General features: G+C 64.9%; 13 protein-coding genes. 7 read left to right on the top strand and 6 right to left on the bottom strand.

Going from position 1 to position 21,103, the window contains the following annotated elements; genetic code table 11:
* Positions 1-14 precede the first annotated feature (14 nt).
* The 3 genes from XcyCFBP4188_RS10805 to XcyCFBP4188_RS10815 all read left to right on the top strand — a co-directional run bounded on the left by XcyCFBP4188_RS10805 (position 15) and on the right by XcyCFBP4188_RS10815 (position 2,856).
* Complete coding sequence (locus XcyCFBP4188_RS10805; RefSeq protein ID WP_006451155.1) at positions 15-668, top strand: TetR/AcrR family transcriptional regulator; 654 nt, start codon at positions 15-17, stop codon at positions 666-668.
* Positions 669-796: 128 nt separating this feature from the next.
* A complete protein-coding gene (locus XcyCFBP4188_RS10810; protein ID WP_006451154.1) occupies positions 797-1,453 on the top strand; it encodes a protein-L-isoaspartate O-methyltransferase family protein in 657 nt (218 codons plus the stop codon).
* Between the two features lie 20 nt (positions 1,454-1,473).
* Positions 1,474-2,856 (top strand): TolC family outer membrane protein, encoded by a 1,383-nt coding sequence (locus XcyCFBP4188_RS10815; protein ID WP_006451153.1) that lies wholly within the window; start codon positions 1,474-1,476, stop codon positions 2,854-2,856.
* Between the two features lie 569 nt (positions 2,857-3,425).
* Here the strand turns inward: XcyCFBP4188_RS10815 and waaA are convergent.
* A complete protein-coding gene (gene waaA, locus XcyCFBP4188_RS10825) occupies positions 3,426-4,742 on the bottom strand; it encodes a lipid IV(A) 3-deoxy-D-manno-octulosonic acid transferase (RefSeq protein WP_006451054.1) in 1,317 nt (438 codons plus the stop codon).
* Between the two features lie 76 nt (positions 4,743-4,818).
* Here waaA and XcyCFBP4188_RS10830 point away from each other — a divergent pair, with 76 nt between their 5' ends.
* Positions 4,819-5,739, top strand: a complete 921-nt coding sequence (locus XcyCFBP4188_RS10830; RefSeq protein WP_006451053.1) for an LpxL/LpxP family Kdo(2)-lipid IV(A) lauroyl/palmitoleoyl acyltransferase — start codon at positions 4,819-4,821, stop codon at positions 5,737-5,739.
* Between the two features lie 191 nt (positions 5,740-5,930).
* On the opposite strand, the gene XcyCFBP4188_RS10835 is transcribed toward XcyCFBP4188_RS10830, so the two are convergent.
* From XcyCFBP4188_RS10835 to XcyCFBP4188_RS10845, 3 genes are read right to left on the bottom strand one after another with little or no spacing between them, the layout of a single operon-like run.
* Positions 5,931-7,265, bottom strand: a complete 1,335-nt coding sequence (locus tag XcyCFBP4188_RS10835; RefSeq protein ID WP_006451052.1) for an O-antigen ligase family protein — start codon at positions 7,263-7,265, stop codon at positions 5,931-5,933.
* Positions 7,246-8,358 carry a glycosyltransferase gene (locus XcyCFBP4188_RS10840; protein WP_006451051.1) on the bottom strand — a complete coding sequence of 371 codons (1,113 nt, stop codon included), beginning with the start codon at positions 8,356-8,358 and terminating at the stop codon, positions 7,246-7,248. Before XcyCFBP4188_RS10840 ends, XcyCFBP4188_RS10835 begins: the two co-directional genes overlap by 20 nt.
* Before the next feature lie 10 nt (positions 8,359-8,368).
* A complete protein-coding gene (locus tag XcyCFBP4188_RS10845) occupies positions 8,369-8,566 on the bottom strand; it encodes a zinc-finger domain-containing protein (protein WP_006451050.1) in 198 nt (65 codons plus the stop codon).
* Positions 8,567-8,887: 321 nt separating this feature from the next.
* Here XcyCFBP4188_RS10845 and XcyCFBP4188_RS10850 point away from each other — a divergent pair, with 321 nt between their 5' ends.
* Positions 8,888-12,256: a GH92 family glycosyl hydrolase gene (locus XcyCFBP4188_RS10850; RefSeq protein WP_104592087.1), complete on the top strand. Its 3,369-nt coding sequence runs from the start codon at positions 8,888-8,890 to the stop codon at positions 12,254-12,256.
* 482 nt (positions 12,257-12,738) lie between these two features.
* On the opposite strand, the gene XcyCFBP4188_RS10855 is transcribed toward XcyCFBP4188_RS10850, so the two are convergent.
* Both XcyCFBP4188_RS10855 and XcyCFBP4188_RS10860 read right to left on the bottom strand, forming a co-directional pair.
* Positions 12,739-15,048 (bottom strand): NADP-dependent malic enzyme, encoded by a 2,310-nt coding sequence (locus XcyCFBP4188_RS10855; protein ID WP_006449791.1) that lies wholly within the window; start codon positions 15,046-15,048, stop codon positions 12,739-12,741.
* Positions 15,049-15,247: 199 nt separating this feature from the next.
* Complete coding sequence (locus XcyCFBP4188_RS10860; protein ID WP_104592088.1) at positions 15,248-16,594, bottom strand: dicarboxylate/amino acid:cation symporter; 1,347 nt, start codon at positions 16,592-16,594, stop codon at positions 15,248-15,250.
* A 286-nt stretch (positions 16,595-16,880) separates the two neighbouring features.
* On the opposite strand from XcyCFBP4188_RS10860, the gene XcyCFBP4188_RS10865 reads away from it, so the two are divergent.
* Together XcyCFBP4188_RS10865 and XcyCFBP4188_RS10870 are read left to right on the top strand one after the other, a co-directional pair.
* Complete coding sequence (locus tag XcyCFBP4188_RS10865) at positions 16,881-18,053, top strand: OprO/OprP family phosphate-selective porin (RefSeq protein ID WP_104592089.1); 1,173 nt, start codon at positions 16,881-16,883, stop codon at positions 18,051-18,053.
* A gap of 238 nt (positions 18,054-18,291) precedes the next feature.
* Positions 18,292-20,937 carry a PAS-domain containing protein gene (locus XcyCFBP4188_RS10870; protein ID WP_104592090.1) on the top strand — a complete coding sequence of 882 codons (2,646 nt, stop codon included), beginning with the start codon at positions 18,292-18,294 and terminating at the stop codon, positions 20,935-20,937.
* The last annotated feature ends 166 nt before the right edge of the window (positions 20,938-21,103 follow it).

A 21,103-nucleotide genomic window follows, 5' to 3' on the forward strand; every position in this document is an offset into this window, starting at 1 on the left:
CTAGTATTGGCGGTATGTCCAGTTCGCCCCCCCTCAAGTCCAAAACCAAGAGCAACGGTCCTGGGCGTCCCAAGGATCTTGGGAAACGCGCCGCCATCCTGGGCGCCGCCCGTACCATGTTCATGGAGCAGGGCTTTGCAGGGGTCAGCATGGACGGCATCGCCGCAGCCGCCGGCGTCTCCAAACTGACCGTTTACAGTCACTTTGGCGACAAAGAAAGCCTGTTTTCCGAAGCGATCCGCGCACAATGCCAACACATGATGCCGGACGATCTGTTCGACCACGCCCCCAAAGGCAACTTGCGCGACCAGCTGATCGAAATCGCCAACGCCTTCTTTACGATGGTCAGCGCCGACTCTGCAATCGCCACCCATCGCATGATGATGGCGCCCGGCACCGGCGACGTGCATGTCCGCGAAATGTTCTGGGATGCCGGTCCCAAGCGCACCCAACAGGCGCTGGCGGATTTCCTGTCGGCGCGGGTCGCCGATGGCCAATTGGAAATCCCCGAGCTGGAGCGCGCTGCTTCACAGTTTTTCTGCCTGCTCAAAGGCGAGCTGTATGCGCTGATGATGTGCGGCCTGCATGGTCAACCCACCCGCGCACAGGTGGATGAGCACATTCAGGCCAGTGTGGATTTCTTTTTGAGGGCGTATGCGCCGCGCTGATTGCACCGAGACGTTGGTGGCGATGACTTCCGGCACTGCGTGCTTTGGCCGCGCGCGGCGATGCTAGATGCGCCAGTTGCCTCGCGCACCGGTAAAATGCCTGCCCCACTGCGTTGGATAGCCGCACCATGACGATCGATTTCTCCCAAGCCCGCGAAAAAATGGTCGAACAGCAGATCCGGCCGTGGGACGTGCTGGATCTGCGCGTGCTCGACGTGCTGGCGCGCCTGCCGCGCGAGGCCTTCGTGCCGGAGGCTTACAAGACCCTGGCCTACGTCGATGTGGAAATTCCGCTGTCGGCCGGCCACAAGATGATGAAGCCGGTGGTCGAAGGCCGCATGCTGCAGGCGCTGGATCTGCAGCCGGGCGAAGACGTGCTGGAAATCGGCACCGGCAGTGGATTTTCCACCGCCTGCCTGGCCGCACTGGCCCGCGAAGTGGTGAGCCTGGAGATCGATCCGGCACTGGCCACCGCCGCACGCGCCAATCTGGACAGCACCGGCCTGGGCAGCAACGTCCGCATTGAAACCGCCGACGCATTCGGCTGGCAGAGCGAGCGTCGTTTCGATGCCATCTGCATCACCGGCGCAGTCGACACGCTACCGACCCAGTGGCTGCAGTGGTTGCGCCCGAATGGCCGGCTGTTTGTCGTACGCGGTCACGAACCGGTGATGGAAGCAGTCCTGGTGCGTGGCGACGTCAACGCCCCGCGCATCGAATCGTTATTCGAAACCGACCTCGCCTATCTTCAGGGCGCCGCACCGACGCCCCGATTCCAATTCTGATTCCCAAGGAAGCTTCCCCGATGATCCGCCGATCCCTCGTTCTGGCCCTGGCCGCCGCCCTGTCTCCGATGGCAGCACATGCCACCGATCTGCTGCAGGTCTACGAAATGGCCCGCAACGGCGATCCGCAGCTGGCAGTGGCCGAGTCCACTCGCCTGGTCAATCGGGAGGGACAGGTACAGGCGCGTGCGGCGTTGCTGCCGCAGTTGGACGGCACCGCTGGTTTTACCCAGTCGCACCGCGAGCTGGAAGGCGAGGACGTCCGCTCCACCACCAAACAGCGCCAGTATGCGATCCAGGGTAGCCAGACAATCCTCAACTGGGCGCAGTTTTCCAATCTGCGCGCACAGCGCGAAGTCGCCAAAGCGGCCGACTTCACGCTGGAATCGGCCAACAACGATCTGATCACCCGTAGCTCGGCGGCGTATTTCCAGGTACTGGTGGGGATCGAATCGCTGGCCGCAGCCGAGACCAACGAAGCCGCCGCCAAGAAGCAGTTCGACTACGCCGACAAGCGCCTGGAAGTGGGCCTGGCGCCGATCACCGACGTGCACGAAGCCCGCGCCCAGTACGACCAGGCGCGCGCGGACACCATCAATGCGCGCAACACGCTGAAGGATTACTACCAGGCGCTGACCGAACTCACCGGCCAGCCGGTAGTCGGCCTGCGTGCGCTGCCGGAAGAGTTCCGTCCGGAAGTGCCGGCTGCCTACGCCAACGTCGATCAGCTGGTCTCCACCGCCATCGCCGACAACCCGGCGCTGAAGGCGCAACAGCTGCAGGTCAGTGCGGCCGAAGCGCAGGTCAACGCCGCACGCGCAGGCCATTACCCGACACTTAATCTCGGCGCAAGCATAGGCCGAACCAATAGTTGGGGCGGTGGCGGCACAGTTGACCAGATTGGAGGTAATTTCACGACAAATAATCTCAATATCGATACCGATTCGATCGGCATCACCTTGTCGATTCCGATCTTCGCCGGCGGTGCAACGCAGTCGGCCGTGCGTCAGGCGCTGTCGCGTCGCGATATCCAGCAGGACACCTACGAGCAGCAGAAGCGCGCGCTGGATCGCAACACGCGCAATGCCTATCAGACCGTGGTCGCCGGCATCAGCGAAGTGGAAGCTCGCCGTCTGGCCGTAGTGTCTGCGCAGGCCGCATACGATGCCTCGCAGGTGGGTCTGGAAGTCGGCACGCGCACGGTGCTGGACGTGGTGCAGAACCAGCGCACCCTGTTCCAGGCGCAGCTGAACTATGCGCAGTCTCGCTACAACTTCCTGCAGAACCGTTTGCTGCTGGGTCAGGCGATCGGCAAGCTCGACATCACTGATCTGCAGGACGTCAATCGCCTGCTGTCGCAGGACGCCGAGTCCAAGCTGCAAGGCAGTGGCTCGCTGCAGTGATGCGAGCGGATAGGTGACTAAAAAGGCGGGCGAAGGCCCGCCTTTTTTATGTCCGATGCAAGCGCATACCTGGCTGCGTGCGATACCTGCGATGACTGCCGCATCAGCGGGTGATCTGCGGCTTGGCTGGAGGGCCCTTGCCCGGCCACCATCGCGGGACACGCCGCAAGTACGTCCATGTAGGCTCTTACGCGGCATCCATGCCGCGTAAGGTCCCGCAACGGTGGGCGGGCAAGGACCAGTCGAGATGGTCGGTGTGCTTAGCTCTTCTCAAAGCGAACAGCAAACTGTCTGGTGCGGTGTCCTCGCCGATTGCGGGACCGTGTGGCGGCATGGATGCCGCCACCGAGCCTCCATGGACGGATTCACGGCGTGTCCCGCGAGCGGTGAGGGCACCGCGCCCTCGACCAATGCGGCTTGAGACTCTCCAGATAATGCCCAAAGCGGCTAGCAAAAACGACTGCACAACCGCCACGTTCTGTTAGCCGCTCCAAGACCGCTTGATGACGTGACTTGGCATCGTTGCAACAGGTTCGCTGCAACGATGCAGCACGCAGGCAGTTACATCTTCAGGACACCACACCATCGCCAACCACCGTCGGCAGGTCCGGCGCGATCTGCACCAGCGTACGTGCCACTGCGCCCTTGCCGTTGGCGACCAGCGCCAGGCCAGCGGCAGCCATCGCCTCGCGCTGGGCCGGGTCGCCGAGCAGACGCGCGAGATCGTGATACACGCTGTCGGCATCGTCGCAGATGGTCACCGCATCGGCCTCGCGCATGCGCCGCGAGATCTCCGAGAAATTATGCAGATGCGGGCCGGTGACTGCCGGCGTGCCGACCGCTGCCGGTTCGAGCAGGTTGTGCCCGCCGATCGGCTGCAGACTGCCGCCGACGAAGGCGACCTGCGCGCAGGCGTAGAAACTCATCAGCTCGCCCAAGGTATCGATGACGAATACCTTGTCGCGCGCCTGCGGCCACTGCTGGGTCTTGCGTGTGGACACGGACCAACCACGTTCGCGCGCCAGCGCCTCGACCTTGGGAAAGCGCTCGGGATGCCGCGGCGCCCACAACATCAATAGATCAGGAAATTGCAGCAGCAGGCGCGCATGGATGTCGGCCACGGCCGCCTCCTCGCCTTCGTGTGTGCTGGCGGCAATCCACACCGGTCGCGTTGCCGGCACGTGCGTATGAAACTGCGCGACCAGGGCCTGCAAGTGTGCGGGCGCGGCGATATCGAATTTGAGATTGCCCAGCGCGATCACCTGATCTGGGCGCGCACCCAGCGTGAGGAAACGCTCGGCATCGTCTTGCGATTGCGCTGCCACGCAAGTGACGGTGCGCAGTGCCCGGCTGATCAAGGGTGCCAGCACACGATAGCCGCGCAGCGAACGCGCCGACAACCGCGCGTTGAGGATGTACACCGGAATGTTGCGGTCGCGGCAACCGAACAACATGTTCGGCCACAGCTCGGTCTCCAGAATCAACGCCAGCCGCGGGCGGAAATGCTCCAGGAACCGGCCCACGCTGCCGGGCACGTCGTAGGGCAGATACACATGGTCCACCGCATCGCCCCACACCGCGCGCACGCGCTCGGAGCCGGTGGGGGTGATGGTGGTGATGACCCAACGGATATCCGGACGCTGCGCGCGCAAGGCGTTGACCAGCGGCGCGGCGGCATTGACCTCGCCCACCGACACCGCATGCACCCACACGCGCGGGCGACCGCAGGCATGCGTGTAGGACGCATAGCGCTCGTTCCAGCGATTGAAGTATTCGCGCACGCGAAACCCGCGCCACACCAGGTGGTACACCGTCACCGGCAGCAACAGGTACAACAGCGCCGAGTACAGCCCGCGCAACAGCCATTCGATCGGGTCTTTCCGCATGCGTGCAGGATACGGGAGCGCCCACACGTGCGCATGTGCACGCTGCCCGGTGCGCGCGATCCCTTAGAATTGGCGCATGTCCGAGTCCGCCAACGTCGCCGTCCGCCCTTCCCTGCGCACCCCCAAGCACTGGCCGATGTATCTGGGCCTTGCCGTGATGGTGCTGGCCGGGCGCCTGCCCTGGATGCTGCAACGCGCGTTGGGCCGCGGGGTCGGCTGGCTCACGCTGCGTCTGGCGGGCACACGCCGGCGCGCGGCCGAGGTCAATCTCAAACTGTGTTTTCCCGAGCAGGACGATGCCTGGCGAGCGCGGCTATTGCGCGATAGTTTCGATGCGCTGGGCGTGGGCCTGTTCGAATTCGCGCGCGCCTGGTGGGGCAGTATCGATGCCATTCGTCCGGGCGTGCAGGTCGAAGGGCTGGAACATCTGCAGCGTCTGCAGGAGCAGAAGCGCGGCGTGTTGCTGGTGTCCGGCCACTTCATGACGCTGGAAATGTGCGGGCGGCTGCTGTGCGATCACGTGCCGCTGGCCGGCATGTACCGCAAGCACCGCAACCCGGTGTTCGAATGGGCGGTCAAACGCGGGCGGCTGCGCTATGCCACGCACATGTTCGCCAACGAGGATCTGCGCGCCACCATCAAGCATCTCAAGCGCGGCGGCTTTCTGTGGTACGCGCCGGATCAGGACATGCGCGGCAAGGACACCGTGTTCGTGCCGTTCTTCGGGCATCCGGCCTCCACTATCACTGCCACTCATCAGCTGGCGCGGCTGACCGGTTGCGCGGTGGTGCCGTATTTCCATCGGCGCGAAGGCGGCCGCTACATCCTCAAGATCGCACCGCCGCTGGCAGGCATTCCCTCCGACGATGTGATCGCCGATACCACCCAGGTCAATGCAGCGATCGAGGACATGGTGCGCGAGGCGCCGGATCAGTACCTGTGGATCCATCGGCGCTTCAAACGCCAGCCGGGCGGGCGCAGCGATTTCTATCGGTGATGTAGATGCAGCGCAGCTGCGTCACGCATGCGTTCGCAGATGACTGCCTTGGGTTTACAGAAGCAGACAGGAGTGCGTCGCGAGTGGGCGTAGGGATGAATGCGCACGTCGCGCAAGCAACCGCAGTTGACGCGTGATTCCCGCCTGCCGTGCCGATCTGGCACTGGGCGCAATCGTCTTGAGCGCCACGCCTATCGCGACGGTGGCTGATCCGCATCGTCGTTGAGCAAGGCACCGGCATACAAGCCGGCCAGCATCAGGCTCAGGCCACCCCAGAAGCTGGAATAGAACGCCAGATGCGTGTTGAGCGGAAAGACCGTTGCCACCAACGCGATCATCGCCGGACGCGCCTGCTCACGCGCCGCAACGCTGGAATAGCGCCACGCGCGCCACGCCTGCGCTGCACCGGCCAGCCATAGCAGCAACCCGATGACGCCGGTTTCGGCAAGAATTTCCAGCACGATCTGGTGTGCATGGAAGGCCGGGCCACCGCCCCATGCCGGCGCTTGTTCGGGTGCCGGATTGCAGGCCGGATATGCCTGGCGGAACCCGCGCGCGCCCACACCGTTGAGCGGATGCGCGCGGATCATGCACAGCGCCGCGCCCCAGATCTGCGCACGCCCGGACAAGGCCTGGTCGACGCCCTGTTCGCCATTGCTGAAGGCCAACGCGGTGCGCTGGATGCGCTCGCGCGCTTGCGGTGCCATTGCCACCACGCCAACGGCCAACAGCGCGCCGACCACCGCGACCGCAAGCAGCCGACGACCGCCCAGCAACTGCCAGCCGGACAGCAGCACGATGACGCCGTAGGTGATCCACGAGGCGCGCGAACCGGCCAATACCAGCACTACGCCAACAGCTGCCGCAGCGCCCGCCCATGCCCACGCAGTGCGCCGCCCGAGCGCAAGCAGCAGGAACGGCGACAGACTGGCCAGGGTCTGCCCGAACTTGAGATTGCACGGGCCCAGCACGCCGCTGAGGCGGTCGACCAGTGCCAATTCTTCCGCCGTGCACAGGCCATGCCCGCTGATCAATTGCTTGATCTGATCCAGGCCGAAGAACAACGGGCTGCTGCCGAATGCGGCCTGCAGCAGTGCGTCCAGCGTCCACACCCCGCCGATCACCGCCAGGCCGATGAAGGTGCGCCGGCGGCGCTGCGCATTGGCCACCGCAATCGCACACAACCACATGAAAGGCAGATAGCGCAGATCGGTGGCCGATTTACGCAACGCGCGCCCTACGTCCACCGCATCGAATGCCGACAACATCTGCGGCAACCAGTACGCGAAGAACAACACACTGGTCAGCGCCCACGCCGCGCCGCTGAGCAACCGCGTACCACCGCGAAACCGCGCATGCAGCAACCGATAGGCGGCAAACACTGCGCCCAGCGACAACACCGTCTCGGCCAGCCCGGGCGTGGGCCACAGCGCCACGAACAGGATCACCCACAGCGGCGCCCAACGACCGGCGTCGGGCGTCAACGTGGGCGCGGGTGGGATGGCCTCAGCGGCGGAGTTCGTCATAGACCTTCAAGGTGGCCGATTGCATGGCCTGCAACGTATAGGGGAGCGCAGCTGGCGGTGTCGGCGCATGCTGCAGCATGCCGAGTGCCTGGGTGCTTAGCGCCTGGGCATCGAACGCCGGCACTGCGCCGGCCGGCTGCAGCTCGGCCAGCAACTCGCCGACACCACCGTGTGCCCAGCCCAACACCGGCCGGCCCACCGACAAGGCCTCCACCACGGTGCGGCCGAACGCTTCGGGCTTGCGCGAGAGCTGCAGCACCAGATCGCTGGCCGCATAGGCCTCGGCGATGCGTGCGGTGGGCTCGGTGAAGGCGACCGCCTCGGCCACCCCCAGTCTGGCAGCCTCGGCTTCCAGCTCGCGCACATAGGCTTCGCGGCCCGGCTCACGCGCGCCCGGCAGCCACAACCAGGCCGGCACGCCGGCAGCGCGCACGTCGGCCAGCAGTTGCAGGCCGTCGGCATGGCCTTTCAGGCGCGTGCCGCGGCCGGGCAGCAACAGCAATGGGGCGTCGGCCGGCCAACCGGGCAACAGGGTCTGCACCCATTTGCGTGCGCGGTGATCGGGCTGCGGGCGACGCGGGAACTGCGCAATATCGACACCGCGCGCAATGGTGCGCAAGCGGGTGGTGTCGGTCTGCGGATAGTGGGTGCAGACGTAGTCGCGCACCGTCTGCGAGACGCAGATCACCCGCTCGCCGTATGTCATCACCGCGCTATAGCGACTGGGCGAATTGAGCCCGTGCACGGTGGTGACAAAGCGCGGCCGCGTGGCCTGTGGCATGCCGCGCAGCGCGTACCAGCCCAGCCAGGCCGGCAGGCGCGAACGCGCGTGCACGATGTCGGCACCGAGTTCGGTAAATAGCCGGCGCAGGCCGACCACGTGGCGCAAGGTCAGCAGCGACTTGCGCCCGATCTCCAGGGTGAGATGTTCGCCGCCCGCCTCCAGCAACGGCTGGACCAGGCGACCGCCAGCCGAGACCACCACGGCGCGGTGGCCGGCGCGCACCAGCGCAGCGGCGATTTCCAGGGTGGAGCGCTCGACGCCGCCGGACTGTAGCGCCGGCAGCAGTTGCACCACGGTCAGGCGGTGCATCCGGCCAGGATCAGTCGGCGAGCACGAACAACGCGCCGCAATACGGGCACTTGGCTTCGCAGTTGGGCTCGTCTTCGATCGGCAGGTACACGCGCGGATGCGAGTTCCACAGCGCCATCTGCGGCGTCGGGCAGCTCAGCGGCAGATCGCCGCGGTGCACGGTGTAGCGCGATTCGGCATTGGCGGGCGCGGTGGCGGTCTGGCTCATGGCGGCACGATCGTAAAGGCAAGGCAGAGCGCGGATTCTAGCAGCCTGCGTGGTGATCGGCCCATTGACCGGGCGGCGTGGGTTGGGGTTGCGATGGTCTCGGCAGGAGGCCGGGCGGCGGATGTGGATGGCGAGGTGGCTGGTCCGGCAATGACCTGCCCCACCGCTGGCACGACAGCGCCACGCCACCACGCCGGAACATCGCGCTTATCATCGCTGGGCAATTGCGCATCGGGATCTGATTGGGTGATCTGCGAAGACCGCGTACATCCGTCAACCGTACATGCCCTGCTACGTCGCTAGCCAAGGAGACATCACCACGTGACCTCGCCTGTCGTTCTGCTGCGTCCGCGTGGCTCGTTGTTCTCGATTGCCGTTGTCCTGGCTTGCGTCGCGCCACTGCCGGTTGGTGCGGCGACCGGCTTTTCGAGTTCGTTCGAAGAGGGAGAGCCCTTGCCGGTCAGCGCTGCGGCAGGCGATGTGCAAATTGCGATCGGCACGGGTCCGGCTGCGCCGTATGCAGCCAGGCCGAACGCCGGTTACAGCGGTGCGCATGCGTTGCGGTATGACAGCCTTGGTGCGGCTGGACGACGCACCGTGTTTACCAGCGATGTTCTAATCGGTGCCGATACGACGCTGTCGTGGCTGGTGTTGCCGGAAAGTGTGGGCAGCGATCACGTGGCCTCGACCTATGTGTCGTTGGATCTGCTGCTGGACGACGGCATGCGCGTGTCTGCCAGCGCTGCGCGGGATCAACATGGCGTCGCACTTGGTGCGCATGCGCAAGGCGATTCGAAGACGCTGTATCCGCAGCAATGGGCGCGCAAGGCGGTACGGCTGGGGGACGTGGCCGCTTTACGTGGGCGCCGCGTGGTGGCGATCGAATTAGAGGTTGCGCCGCCTGCAGGTGCGACCGGCGCCGGTTGGATCGACGATATCGCCATTGCCGATGTGCCGCTCACTCCTGCAACGCGTCCTTCGGACTGGGTGCTGACCACGCGCGGCACACAGTCAAACGGCACGTTCTCGCGCGGCAATAATTTCCCTGCAACTGCAGTGCCGCATGGCTTCAACTTCTGGACGCCGGTGACAGATGCGGGAACGCTGACCTGGCTATATCGCTGGAACGAACACAACGCGGCGGACAACCGCCCGCGCTTGCAGGCGCTGTCGCTCAGCCATCAGCCGAGTCCGTGGATGGGCGACCGCCAGACCTTTCAGGTGATGCCGTCGCTGAGTAAGGGCACGCCGGAGGCCGATCGCAGCAAGCGCGCCCTGGCCTTCTCGCATGACACCGAAATCGCGCGACCGTATCGCTACGCAGTGCAGTTGGACAACGGGATCCAGGCCGAGATTGCACCGACCGATCATGCAGCGCTATTCCGCTTTCGCTTCCCGGCGCAGGGCGATGCCAATCTGCTGTTCGACAATGTGGACGCGCGCGGTGGATTGAGTCTGGATGCTGCAACACAGACGCTCTCCGGCTACACCGATGTGCGTAGCGGCCTGTCGACCGGTGCGACGCGAATGTATGTCTATGCCAGCTTCGATACGCCATGGAAAATCAGCGGCTTGAGCGACACCGGCCGGCCCACCGGCTGGATCAAGTTCGATGCGGGCAGCACGCGGCAGGTGCAGATGCGCATTGCCACCTCGCTGATCTCGCTCGATCAGGCCAGGCGCAACCTTGCGCTGGAAATCGCGCCGCAGGCAAGCTTCGAGCAGATCGCCGCGCGTGCGCAGGATGCATGGGATGGGCTGCTGGGACGCTTCGAGGTGCCCGACGCCACGACCGACCAGAAGACCACGCTATATTCCAATCTGTACCGGCTGCATCTGTATCCCAATTCCGGCCATGAAAACGTCGGCAGCGCGACGGCGCCGGACTGGCGTTACGCCAGCCAGAGCAGTTGGTCGGACACCAACATCGATGGCAGCGCGGTGCGCAGTTTCGCGCCAATCCGCGATGGCCGGGTCTACGTCAACAACGGCTTGTGGGACACCTTTCGCACCGCGTGGCCGGCGTATGCGTTGTTCGCATCCGACGATGCCGGTGCATTCGTGCAGGGCTTTCTGGAGCAATCGCGTGCAGGTGGCTGGGTGGCGCGCTGGTCCTCGCCCGGTTACGCCGATCTGATGGTGGGCACCAGTTCCGATGTGGCGTTTGCCGATGCGTGGCTCAAGGGCGTGCAGGGTTTCGACCCGGCCGAGGCGTACGCTGCCGCGCTCAAGAACGCGACCGTGGTGGCGCCGGATCGCCACGTTGGCCGCAAAGGCATGGCGCGTTCCACCTTTCGCGGTTACGCCGATACCGACACGCATGAAGGCATGTCGTGGTCGATGGAGGGCGCGCTCAACGATTTCGGTATCGCCAACATGGCCGATGCGTTGTCCAAGCAGGCGACGACGGCAACAGCGCGCGAGCGTTATGCCACCGAAGCGCTGTATTTTCGCCATCGTGCAGCCGGGTATTCGGCGTTGTTCGATCCGGCGGTTGGCTTTTTCCAGGGCCGCAAGCCGAATGGCGATTGGCGCGTGGATGCTGCGCACTACGACCCGCGCGTGTGGGGCAACGATTACACCGAATCCAGCGGCTGGACATTTGCATTCACCGCACCGCACGATGGCGAAGGCCTGGCCATGCTGTATGGCGGGCGCGCGGGACTGGCCGCGAAACTGGATACATTGTTTGCCACGCCCGAAAGCGCCGAAGCCAGGTTTGCCGGCTCGTATGGCGACACCATCCACGAGATGACCGAAGCGCGCGACGTACGCATGGGCATGTATGCGCATAGCAATCAGACTGCGCACCATCTTCCGTGGATGTATCTGTATGCCGGGCAGCCATGGAAGACGCAACGCATTACCCGCGAGATCCTCGCGCGCTTGTATCTGGGCAGCGAGATCGGCCAGGGGTATCCCGGCGATGAGGACAACGGCGAAATGTCGGCGTGGTATCTGTTCGCGGCGCTGGGGCTGTATCCGCTGCGCATGGGCGCGCCGGAGTATGTGATCAGCTCGCCGCTGTTCAAGCATGCCAGCGTGCGTCTACCCAATGGCGGCATGCTGGTGGTCAATGCGCCGCAGAATTCGGCGAAAAACGTGTATGTGCAATCGCTCAGGGTCAACGGCAAACCTTGGCGCAAGACCTGGTTGCCGCATGCGGACATTGCAAAGGGCGCGACGCTGGACTTCGTGATGGGACCGACGCCGTCGCGCTGGGGCACCGGTCCTGACGATATGCCGCCGTCATTGACTGCGCCTGGGGAGCACCCTGCCCTGCTGCAGGATCTGCTCGGAGACACTGCGCGCATTACGCTGGACGATGGTGGCGATGTCGCTGCGTTGCATGACGACAATGCGGGAACGGTCGCTGCAATTGCATCGACATCGACATCGACGCTGACACTCAGCGGCATTGCGCGCGGTACGCCGACGCTCTACACACTGACCAGCGGCAATGCAGCGATTTCTGCAGGTGGGTGGACGTTGGAAGCCCGTGCGCCTGGTGCTGCCTGGACGATGATTGATCAGCGTCGTGATGAAGCGTTCGATTGGCCGTTGCAGACGCGGCCGTTTCGGATTGCTCGGCCTGGAGCGTATGTGGAATATCGACTGCGCTTCAGCGCGCCTGGGAAAGTGCAGCTGGCGGAGCTTGAGTTGTTGGGTGTGGAGCCTGCGGTGCGTTGACGCTAGCGCTGTCCGCGATCCATCGTCGCGTTGTTATGCCATCACGATTTGCCGCACTCAGACAGGCGCAGGTTGCGCTCACGTAAATTGTGGAGCACAGGCTCTGCTGCTGTCATCGAGAATCGCGCAGGCCACGGAAACCACGCCGGAGAACTCGCTTGCCTTGACTGAGTCATGTCAACGACGCGCCAAGGCGGCAGCGTGGCCGGGGATTGGCGGAGAGCGGCACACGGATGTGCCGCGGCGGCGAGTCAGACAGGATGTCTGACCGAGCCGAAGAGCCGATCCCCGGGCGCGCTGGCGCCCCTCACCGAAGCCAGCGACTGACAGCTGCGTGCTTGGCACTAACCCGAGAAACCGTACCCTCACCCCAACCCCTCTCCCGGGGGGAGAGGGGCTTTCGAGCATTGCTTGCTCAGCCGTCGCTTTTCACGGCCTCAGCCGCTGCCTTTCCTATCGTTGCTTCATCAGCAACCGATCTTTCAACCATTCCCCTTATCGGCTACCGCTTTTTCCGCATCGCGCTGCTTGCGGATCTGCGCATCCACCGCCGCAATCGCCGTCATGTTCATCACCCGGCGCGAGGTGGCGCTGGTGGTGAGGATGTGCACCGGCTTGGAAATGCCCATCAGGATCGGCCCGATCGCCACGCCGTCGGTGAATACGCGCACCAGGTTGTAGGCGATGTTGGCCGCTTCCAGGTTTGGCAGCACGAACAGGTTGGCACGGCCCTTCAGCGTGCTGTTGGGCATGATCTGCTTGCGCAGCGCTTCGTCCCAGGCGGTGTCGCCCTGCATTTCGCCGTCGATGTTGAGCTCGGGCTTGCGCTTGAGCAGTGCTTCGCGCACCGCACGCATCTTCAAGGCATCGCGCGAATCGTGGCTGCCGAAGTTGGAGTGCGACAGCAGCGCGATGTTCGGCTCGATGCCGAACAGCTTGAGGCGATACGCGGCCTGCAACGTGGCTTCCACCACTTGTTCGACAGTCGGGTCTTCCTGCACATGCGTATCCAGGAAGAAGAACACGCCCAACTGGTTGATCACGCCGGTCATCGCCGAGGTGGAGCTCACGCGCGGTTCCAGCGGAATCACGCTGCGCGCGTAGCCCAGCTTCTTGTGGAAGCGACCGACCACGCCGGACAGCATCGCATCGGCCTCGCCACGCGCCACCATCACCGCGGCAATCAAGGTCGGACGCGAGCGCATCAACTCCTTGGCGGCAGTGACGGTCACGCCGCGGCGTTCGGTCAGTGCGTGGTAGTACTGCCAATACTCGTTGAAGCGCGGGTCGTCGTAGATGTTGGTGATTTCAAAATCCACGCCGGCGGTCAGGCGCAGACCCATGCGTTCGATACGCGCCTCGATGACGTCCGGGCGGCCGATCAGGATCGGGAAGGCCAGGCCTTCGTCGACCACGTTCTGTACCGCGCGCAACACCACTTCTTCTTCGCCTTCGGCATACACCACGCGCTGCTTGTCGGCGCGTGCGCGGTCGTAGACCGGCTTCATCATCAGGCTGGTGCGGTAGACGAACTGGCCGAGCTTGTCGCGGTACGCCTCCATGTCGTCGATGGGCCGCGTGGCCACGCCCGAATCCATCGCCGCCTGCGCAACGGCGGAAGACAACTCCACCAGCAGACGCGGGTCCAGCGGGCGCGGAATCAGGTATTCCGGGCCGAAACTCGGGGTCTCGCCGCCGTAGGCAGCGCCCAGGTCGGAAGCCTCGCGCCGTGCCATCGCCGCAATCGCCTTGACGCAGGCGATCTTCATTTCCTCATTGATGCCGGTGGCGCCCACGTCCAGCGCGCCGCGGAACAGGTACGGGAAACACAGCACGTTGTTGATCTGGTTCGGGTAGTCAGAACGGCCGGTGCCGATGATGCAATCCGGACGCACCGCCTTGGCCGCTTCCGGGGTGATCTCCGGATTGGGATTGGCCAGCGCGAAGATCACCGGCTGGCGCGCCATCGTGGCGACCATTTCCGGCTTGAGGATGCCGGCCGCCGACAGGCCCAGGAAGATATCGGCGCCCTCGACGATTTCGGCCAGGGTGCGCTTGTCGGTGTCGCGTGCGTAGCGCTGCTTGTCCGGGTCCAGATCGGTGCGGCCGGTGTGGATCACGCCGTCGCGGTCCAGCGCCAGGATGTTCTCCGGCTTCAGGCCCAGCGAGACCAGCATGTTGACGCAGGAAATGCCGGCCGCGCCCATGCCGGTGGTGGCCAGCTTGACCTCTTCGATCTTCTTGCCGGTGACCACCAGCGCGTTGAGCACCGCGGCGCCGACGATGATCGCGGTGCCGTGCTGGTCGTCATGGAACACCGGGATATTCATGCGCTCGCGCAGCTTGCGCTCGACGATGAAGCACTCCGGCGCCTTGATGTCTTCCAGATTGATGCCGCCGAAGGTCGGCTCCAGGCTGGCAATGATGTCCACCAGCTTGTCCGGGTCGTTCTCGTTGATCTCGATGTCGAACACATCGATGCCGGCGAACTTCTGGAACAGCACGCCCTTGCCTTCCATTACCGGCTTGGACGCCAGTGGGCCGATGTTGCCCAGGCCCAGCACGGCGGTGCCGTTGGTGATCACCGCCACCAGATTACCGCGCGCGGTGAGCTCGCTGGCCTGGGTGGGTTCTTCGACGATCGCCTCGCAGGCGAAGGCCACGCCCGGCGAATACGCCAGCGACAGATCGCGCTGGGTCAGCATCGGCTTGGTCGCGGTGACCTTGATCTTGCCGGCCGGCTGCTGGCGGTGATAGTCGAGGGCGGCCTGTTTGAAGTCGTCGTTGGACATCGGCTGTGTGGGTCTCGAAGGCGCAGGAGGGCTGAATTCTACCCTCCTGCCTGAACAAGGGCCTGTCGCGCAGCTGTCAGCGCGGCAGGGAGATTGCATGCTGCAGCGCGTCGTGCACTGCGGCCGGGGTCTGGCTCAAAGCGAAAACGGCCCTGCATCCCGCCGGCATCACCGGCGGAATACAGGGCCGCAGGAAGCATCAGCGCGCGCTGATCGGGGCGACGACGCCGGTCGAGGCCACCGGCGCCTGCAGCGGCGGCGAGCCGCCATCCAGCACCAGCTTCAACTGGTCGCGATCCAGCGCATTTTCCCAGCGCGACACCACCACGGTGGCGACCGCGTTGCCGATGAAGTTGGTCAGCGAGCGGCACTCGCTCATGAAACGGTCCACGCCCAGGATCAGCGCCATGCCGGCCACCGGCACGTCCGGCACCACCGACAGCGTGGCCGCCAGGGTGATGAAGCCGGCACCGGTCACGCCGGCCGCACCCTTGGAGCTGAGCATGGCCACCGCCAGCAAGGTGATCTGCTGGCCCAGGGTCAGGTCCACATTGGTGGCCTGGGCGATGAACAATGCGGCCAGGGTCATGTAGATGTTGGTGCCGTCCAGATTGAATGAATAACCGGTCGGCACCACCAGGCCCACCACCGACTTCTCGCAGCCGGCCTTTTCCATCTTTTCCATCAGCGACGGCAGCGCCGACTCCGACGAGGAAGTACCCAGCACCAGCAGCAGCTCGGCCTTGAGATAGCGGATCAGCTTGAGCACCGAAAAGCCGCACAACCGACAAACAATGCCCAGGATCACCAGCACGAAGAACAGCGAGGTCACATAGAACGAACCCACCAGCCAGGCCAGATTGACCAGCGATTCCAGCCCGTACTTGCCGATGGTGAAGGCGATCGCACCGAACGCACCGATCGGCGCGGCCCTCATCAACATGTGCACCAGGCGGAATACCGGTGCGGTCAATGCTTCCAGAAAGCTCAGCACCGGGCGGCCGCGCTCGCCGACCAGGGCCAGCGCGATACCGAACAGCACCGCCACGAACAGCACCTGCAGGATGTTGCCATCGACGAACGCGCTGATCAGCGTGGCCGGGATGATGTCCATCAAAAAGCCGACCAGGCTCAGCTCGTGCGATTTCTGCACGTAGGTGTTGACCGCGCTCTGATCCAGCTCGGCCGGGTTGATGTTCATGTCCGCGCCGGGCTGCACCACGTGCGCCACGATCATGCCCACGATCAACGCCAGCGTGGAGAAGAACAAAAAGTAGGCCATCGACTTGGCGAACACCCGGCCCACCGTCTTGAGATGGGTCATGCCGGCGATGCCGGTGACGATGGTCAGGAAGATCACCGGGGCGATGATCATCTTCACCAGCTTGATGAAGGCGTCGCCCAGCGGCTTGAGGCTTTCGGCGAAGGCCGGCTCGAAATGGCCGAGCAAGGCACCCAGGACGATCGCCACCACCACCTGGAAATACAGCTGGCGGTAGAAGGGGACGGACGCCGGCAACGGGCCGGCTGGCTTGCTGATGTGCATGACACCACTCCGAGGGAACATAGAGGGCGCCTGAGCAGGCACCCGGTGCACGCATTCTGGCCGCACGTCACAGCCAGGGCCGATAGCCCATTGGTACTACGCACTGTCCGCGGGCTGAACGCCGTCTTACACTTCAGCCGCGCCATCGCCGGCCGTTAATTTCGTTTAACGCAGACACCGATTCCTGTGTTGTTGGCCGTCCGGAACCTGCGCGCTTGCTGAAGCTATTCAGTGCGACCGCCATGGCAGGACGCCCGGCCCCTTCTCATTGCCGAAGATCACTCCTATGCGCCTCAATCCGCTCGTTCTCGCGTTGGCCATCGCCGCCGCGCCCGCTGCCGCCAATGCGGCCACCTCGATCGAAAACTGGCCGACCAAGTACACCTTCGGTGATGGCACCGAGCTGGGTCTGACCGGCAACTACGCCTACGACGACAACAACTTCTCCGGCGACGACCGCCTGGAAGACCGCACCGACTTCCGCCGCAAGGAGTTCGGCGCCACCCTCAAGAAGAAGGGTGCCTACGACGCCATGGTGTATTTCGACTTCGAAGCCAAGCTATGGCTGGACGTGTTCTTCCGCTTCGAGACCAAGGCGCTGCTGGGCCAGGACTACGGTCGCGTGCGGCTGGGCTACATGAAGGTGCCGGTGGGTCTGGAAGCGGTGCAGAGCTCGCGCGCGGGCAGCTTCATGGAACTGGGCCTGCCGGTGCAGGCGGTGTTCCAGGGCCGCCGCACCGGTGTGGAGTGGACGCTGGAGCGTCAGCAGTACCTGCTGCAGGCCGGCGCGTACGGCGGCCAGGATCTGCAGGGCGACAACCCGGGCACCACCCAGGCCGTGCATGCGGCATGGACCCCGTTCAAGGCCGAAGGCGACGTGCTGCATCTGGGTATCGCCGGCTCGGTCGAAAACCCGCGCGGTTTCAGCGACGGCCGCGGCGTGTCCTTCAGCCCGCGCGTGCGCCTGCGTGCCCGCCCGGAAGCCGGCCTGACCGACGTGCGTCTGATCGATACCGGCACCATCCTCGATGTGGACCACGTGATCCGTACCGGCGTGGAAGCGGTCTGGATCCACGGCCCGTTCTCGCTGCAGAGCGAAGCGCTGCGTGCCGAAGTGGCGCGTAATGCCGGCCAGCCGCACTTCATCGCGCAGGGCCAGTACCTCTACGGCACCTGGTCGCTGACCGGCGAGTCGCGCAGCTATGCCGGCGGCGTCCCGGGCAATATCAAGCCGGCGCACGACTACGGCGCGGTCGAGCTGACCGCCCGTTACAGCCGTCTGAATCTGGAAGACAACAACGTCCACGGCGGCCGCCAGCACGACACCACCATTGGCGCCAACTGGTACCTCACCAGCCACTTCAAGATGCAGGCCAACTACAGTTGGGTGGATTCCTCGCGCAATGGCGTGCATGAGACCCCGCACGTGATGGAACTGCGTGCGCAGGTGCAGTTTTAAGCGCTGTTGAGCAGAGGCAACGCGGGCCGGGTTGGCCGCACGTTGCCTTGGTTGGCCGCTTCAACGCGGTGATGCTGTAACGCACACCAGCGTGTGTGCCTCTGCGGCCGCATCCTTCCGAGGATGCGGCCGTAGTCGTTTGTCGGGGGCTTGTTTGGTGGTCATGCGGGGCGGTTGTCGGGGCGGATATCCGCGGCCATAGCTGCGCGATGTACCTGCGCACCGCCATACTTGCCGCATGTACGCCTCGCAACGCCGCCGCCTGCTGTTCACGCTGTCCATCGTATTGGGCGGCATGTTGGTGGCCATGTTCGCGGCCGGGCATTTTGTCGAGCAGAACGCCTTGCGCGACGAAAGCGCCACCGTGCGGCGTCAGCTGCGGCTGTATGCGCAGGCCTTGCAGCAGCGTATCGATCGCTATCGCACCTTGCCCCAGATTCTGGCGCTGGACCCGGAGCTGCGCGCTGCGGTGTCCGGGCCGTTGTCTGCCGCGCAGGTGGAACAGCTCAACGACAAACTCGAACGCGCCAACAACGTCACCCAATCGTCCACGCTGACGGTGATCGACCGCAGCGGTATCGCGTTGGCGGCCAGCAACTGGCGCGCGCCGCGCAGCAATGTGGGCGTGGACTACGCGTTCCGCCCTTATTACCAGCAGGCACTGGCCACCGGCAGCGGCAGCTTCTACGGCATCGGCATGACCACCAGCGAGCCGGGGTATTTCCTCTCGCAGGCGATCGTCGACTCTGCCGGGCAGGTGCAGGGCGTGGTGGTGATCAAGATCGCGCTGGCTGCACTGGAACGCGAATGGCTGCAGACCCCGGACATCGTGCTTGCCTCCGATGCGCACGACGTGGTGTTTCTGGCCAGCCGCCCCGAGTGGCGCTACCGCATGCTGGCACCGTTGAGCCTGCGCGATCGCAGCGAATTGCAGAGCACCCGCCAGTACGCCGACCAGGGATTGCTGCCGTTGCAGCGCCGGCTGATCGAGCAGACCGGCAACGGTGGCGTATTGACCGAGGTGCGCGAGCCAGCGCTCGCCGGCCCGGTGCTGTGGCAGACCCTGGAAGTGCCCGAAAGCGGCTGGCGCCTGCATCTGCTGCACGACACCCGCGCCAGCGCAGCCGCCGGCCGCGCTGCTGCGATTGCCGCCGCCGGTGTATCGCTGGCACTGGCCTTGCTGTGGTTGTTCGTGCAGCAACGGCGGCGGCTGGCGGCTTTGCGTCAGCGCAGCCGGGACGAACTGGAAACACTGCTGCAACAACACGCCGAAGAACTGCGCACCGCCCAGGATGGCGTGGTCACCGCCGCGCAGCAGGCCAATGCGGGCTTGAGCCGCAGCCTGGAACACCTGCCGCAAGGCGTGGTGGTGATCGACGATGCGCTCAATCTGGTGGCGTGGAATTCGCGCTATGTCGAGCTGTTCCGCTTCCCGCCCGAGCTGCTCAAGATCGGCCGCCCGATCGAAGACCTGTTCCGCTTCAACGCACGCCGCGGCCTGCTCGGTCCCGGACCGATCGAAGCGGCGATCGAGCGCCGCTTGAACCACTTGCGCAGCGGCAAACCGCATATGCGCGAGAGCGAGAAGGAAGACGGCACGGTGCTGGAAATCCGCGGCAATCCGCTGCCCGATGGCGGCTTCGTCACCAGTTACGCCGACATCACCAGCTACAAGAACGCCGCGCGCGAACTGCGCTCGTTGGCCGACGCGCTGGAACACCGCGTGGCCGAACGCACCCGCGACCTGGCCGCCGCCAAGCGCGAGGCCGAGAGCGCCAATCGCTACAAGACCCGCTTCGTCGCCTCGGCCGTGCACGACCTGCTGCAGCCGCTCAACGCCGCGCGCATGTTCGTCTCGGTATTGCGTGGCCAGGTGCGCGAGACCGGCAGCGCGCGCGTGGTCGACAACATCGAAGGCGCGCTGGCCGCGCAGGACGCCATCCTCAACAGCCTGCTGGATATCTCGCGGCTGGAAGCGGGCAGCCTGAAAACCCAGGTGCGCGATTTCGCCATTGCCCCGCTGCTGGAAACGCTGGCACGCGAGTTCGGGATCCTGGCCGAAGACCGCGGCCTGGTGCTGGATTGGGTGCCCACCTCAGCGGTGGTGTTGAGCGATGAAAACCTGCTGCGGCGCATCCTGCAGAACTTTCTCTCCAATGCCATCCGCTACACCCCGCGTGGGCGGGTGCTGATCGGCTGTCGTCGCCGTGGCGGCTGGCTGCGCATCGAAGTGCACGATCAAGGACCCGGCATTCCCGAAACACTGCAGCATGAAATCTTCGAAGAATTCCGCCGCCTGGACGACGGCGTGGCCAACGATCGCGGCGCTGGTCTGGGGCTTGCCATCGTCGAACGTATCGGCCGCCTGCTCGGTCACCGCATCGGCCTGCATTCCACGCTGGGGAGCGGCAGCGTATTTTCGGTAACGCTGCCGCTGGGCGAGCGTGCCGCCATCGCCAAGCAATTGCCGCCGCCCACCACCACTGCAGAAAACGCCAACGACCCGATTCTGCACGGCTGCCGCGTCTGGTGCGTGGACGATGAGCCACGCGTGTGCGAAGCCACGCGCGTCCTGCTCGAACGCTGGGAATGCCGGGTGGATTTTGCCGGTGCCCCCGACGATGCATTGGCCGCCGCCAACGCCGACGAGGTGCCGGAACTGCTGCTGCTGGACGTGCGCATGGGCGAGCACTACGGCCCCATCTTGCTGCCGCAGTTGGTGCAACGCTGGCAACGCGAACCGCGGGTAATTTTGGTCACCGCAGAACCCGACCCCGCGCTGCGCGAGCATGCGCTGGACCTGGGCTGGGGATTGTTGTCCAAGCCAGTGCGCCCGCCGGCACTGCGCGCTCTGATGACGCAAACACTGTTGCGACGCGGGTGAGCTGCGCAATCAGCAGCATCGACAGGCAGGTTAGGCCTGCGGTTGGTGTGTAGCGACAATGTCGGCTTGCTTACCGCCGAGAGGCCGAACGATGTCGCGCCGTGCTGCATGCGTCCTATGCAGCGATTTCCGCGCCGCGCACGGTCTTGCGAGTTTCGCCGGATCG

Origin of the sequence: Xanthomonas hortorum pv. cynarae (assembly GCF_002939985.1) — a bacterium.
Lineage (GTDB): Bacteria > Pseudomonadota > Gammaproteobacteria > Xanthomonadales > Xanthomonadaceae > Xanthomonas > Xanthomonas hortorum_D.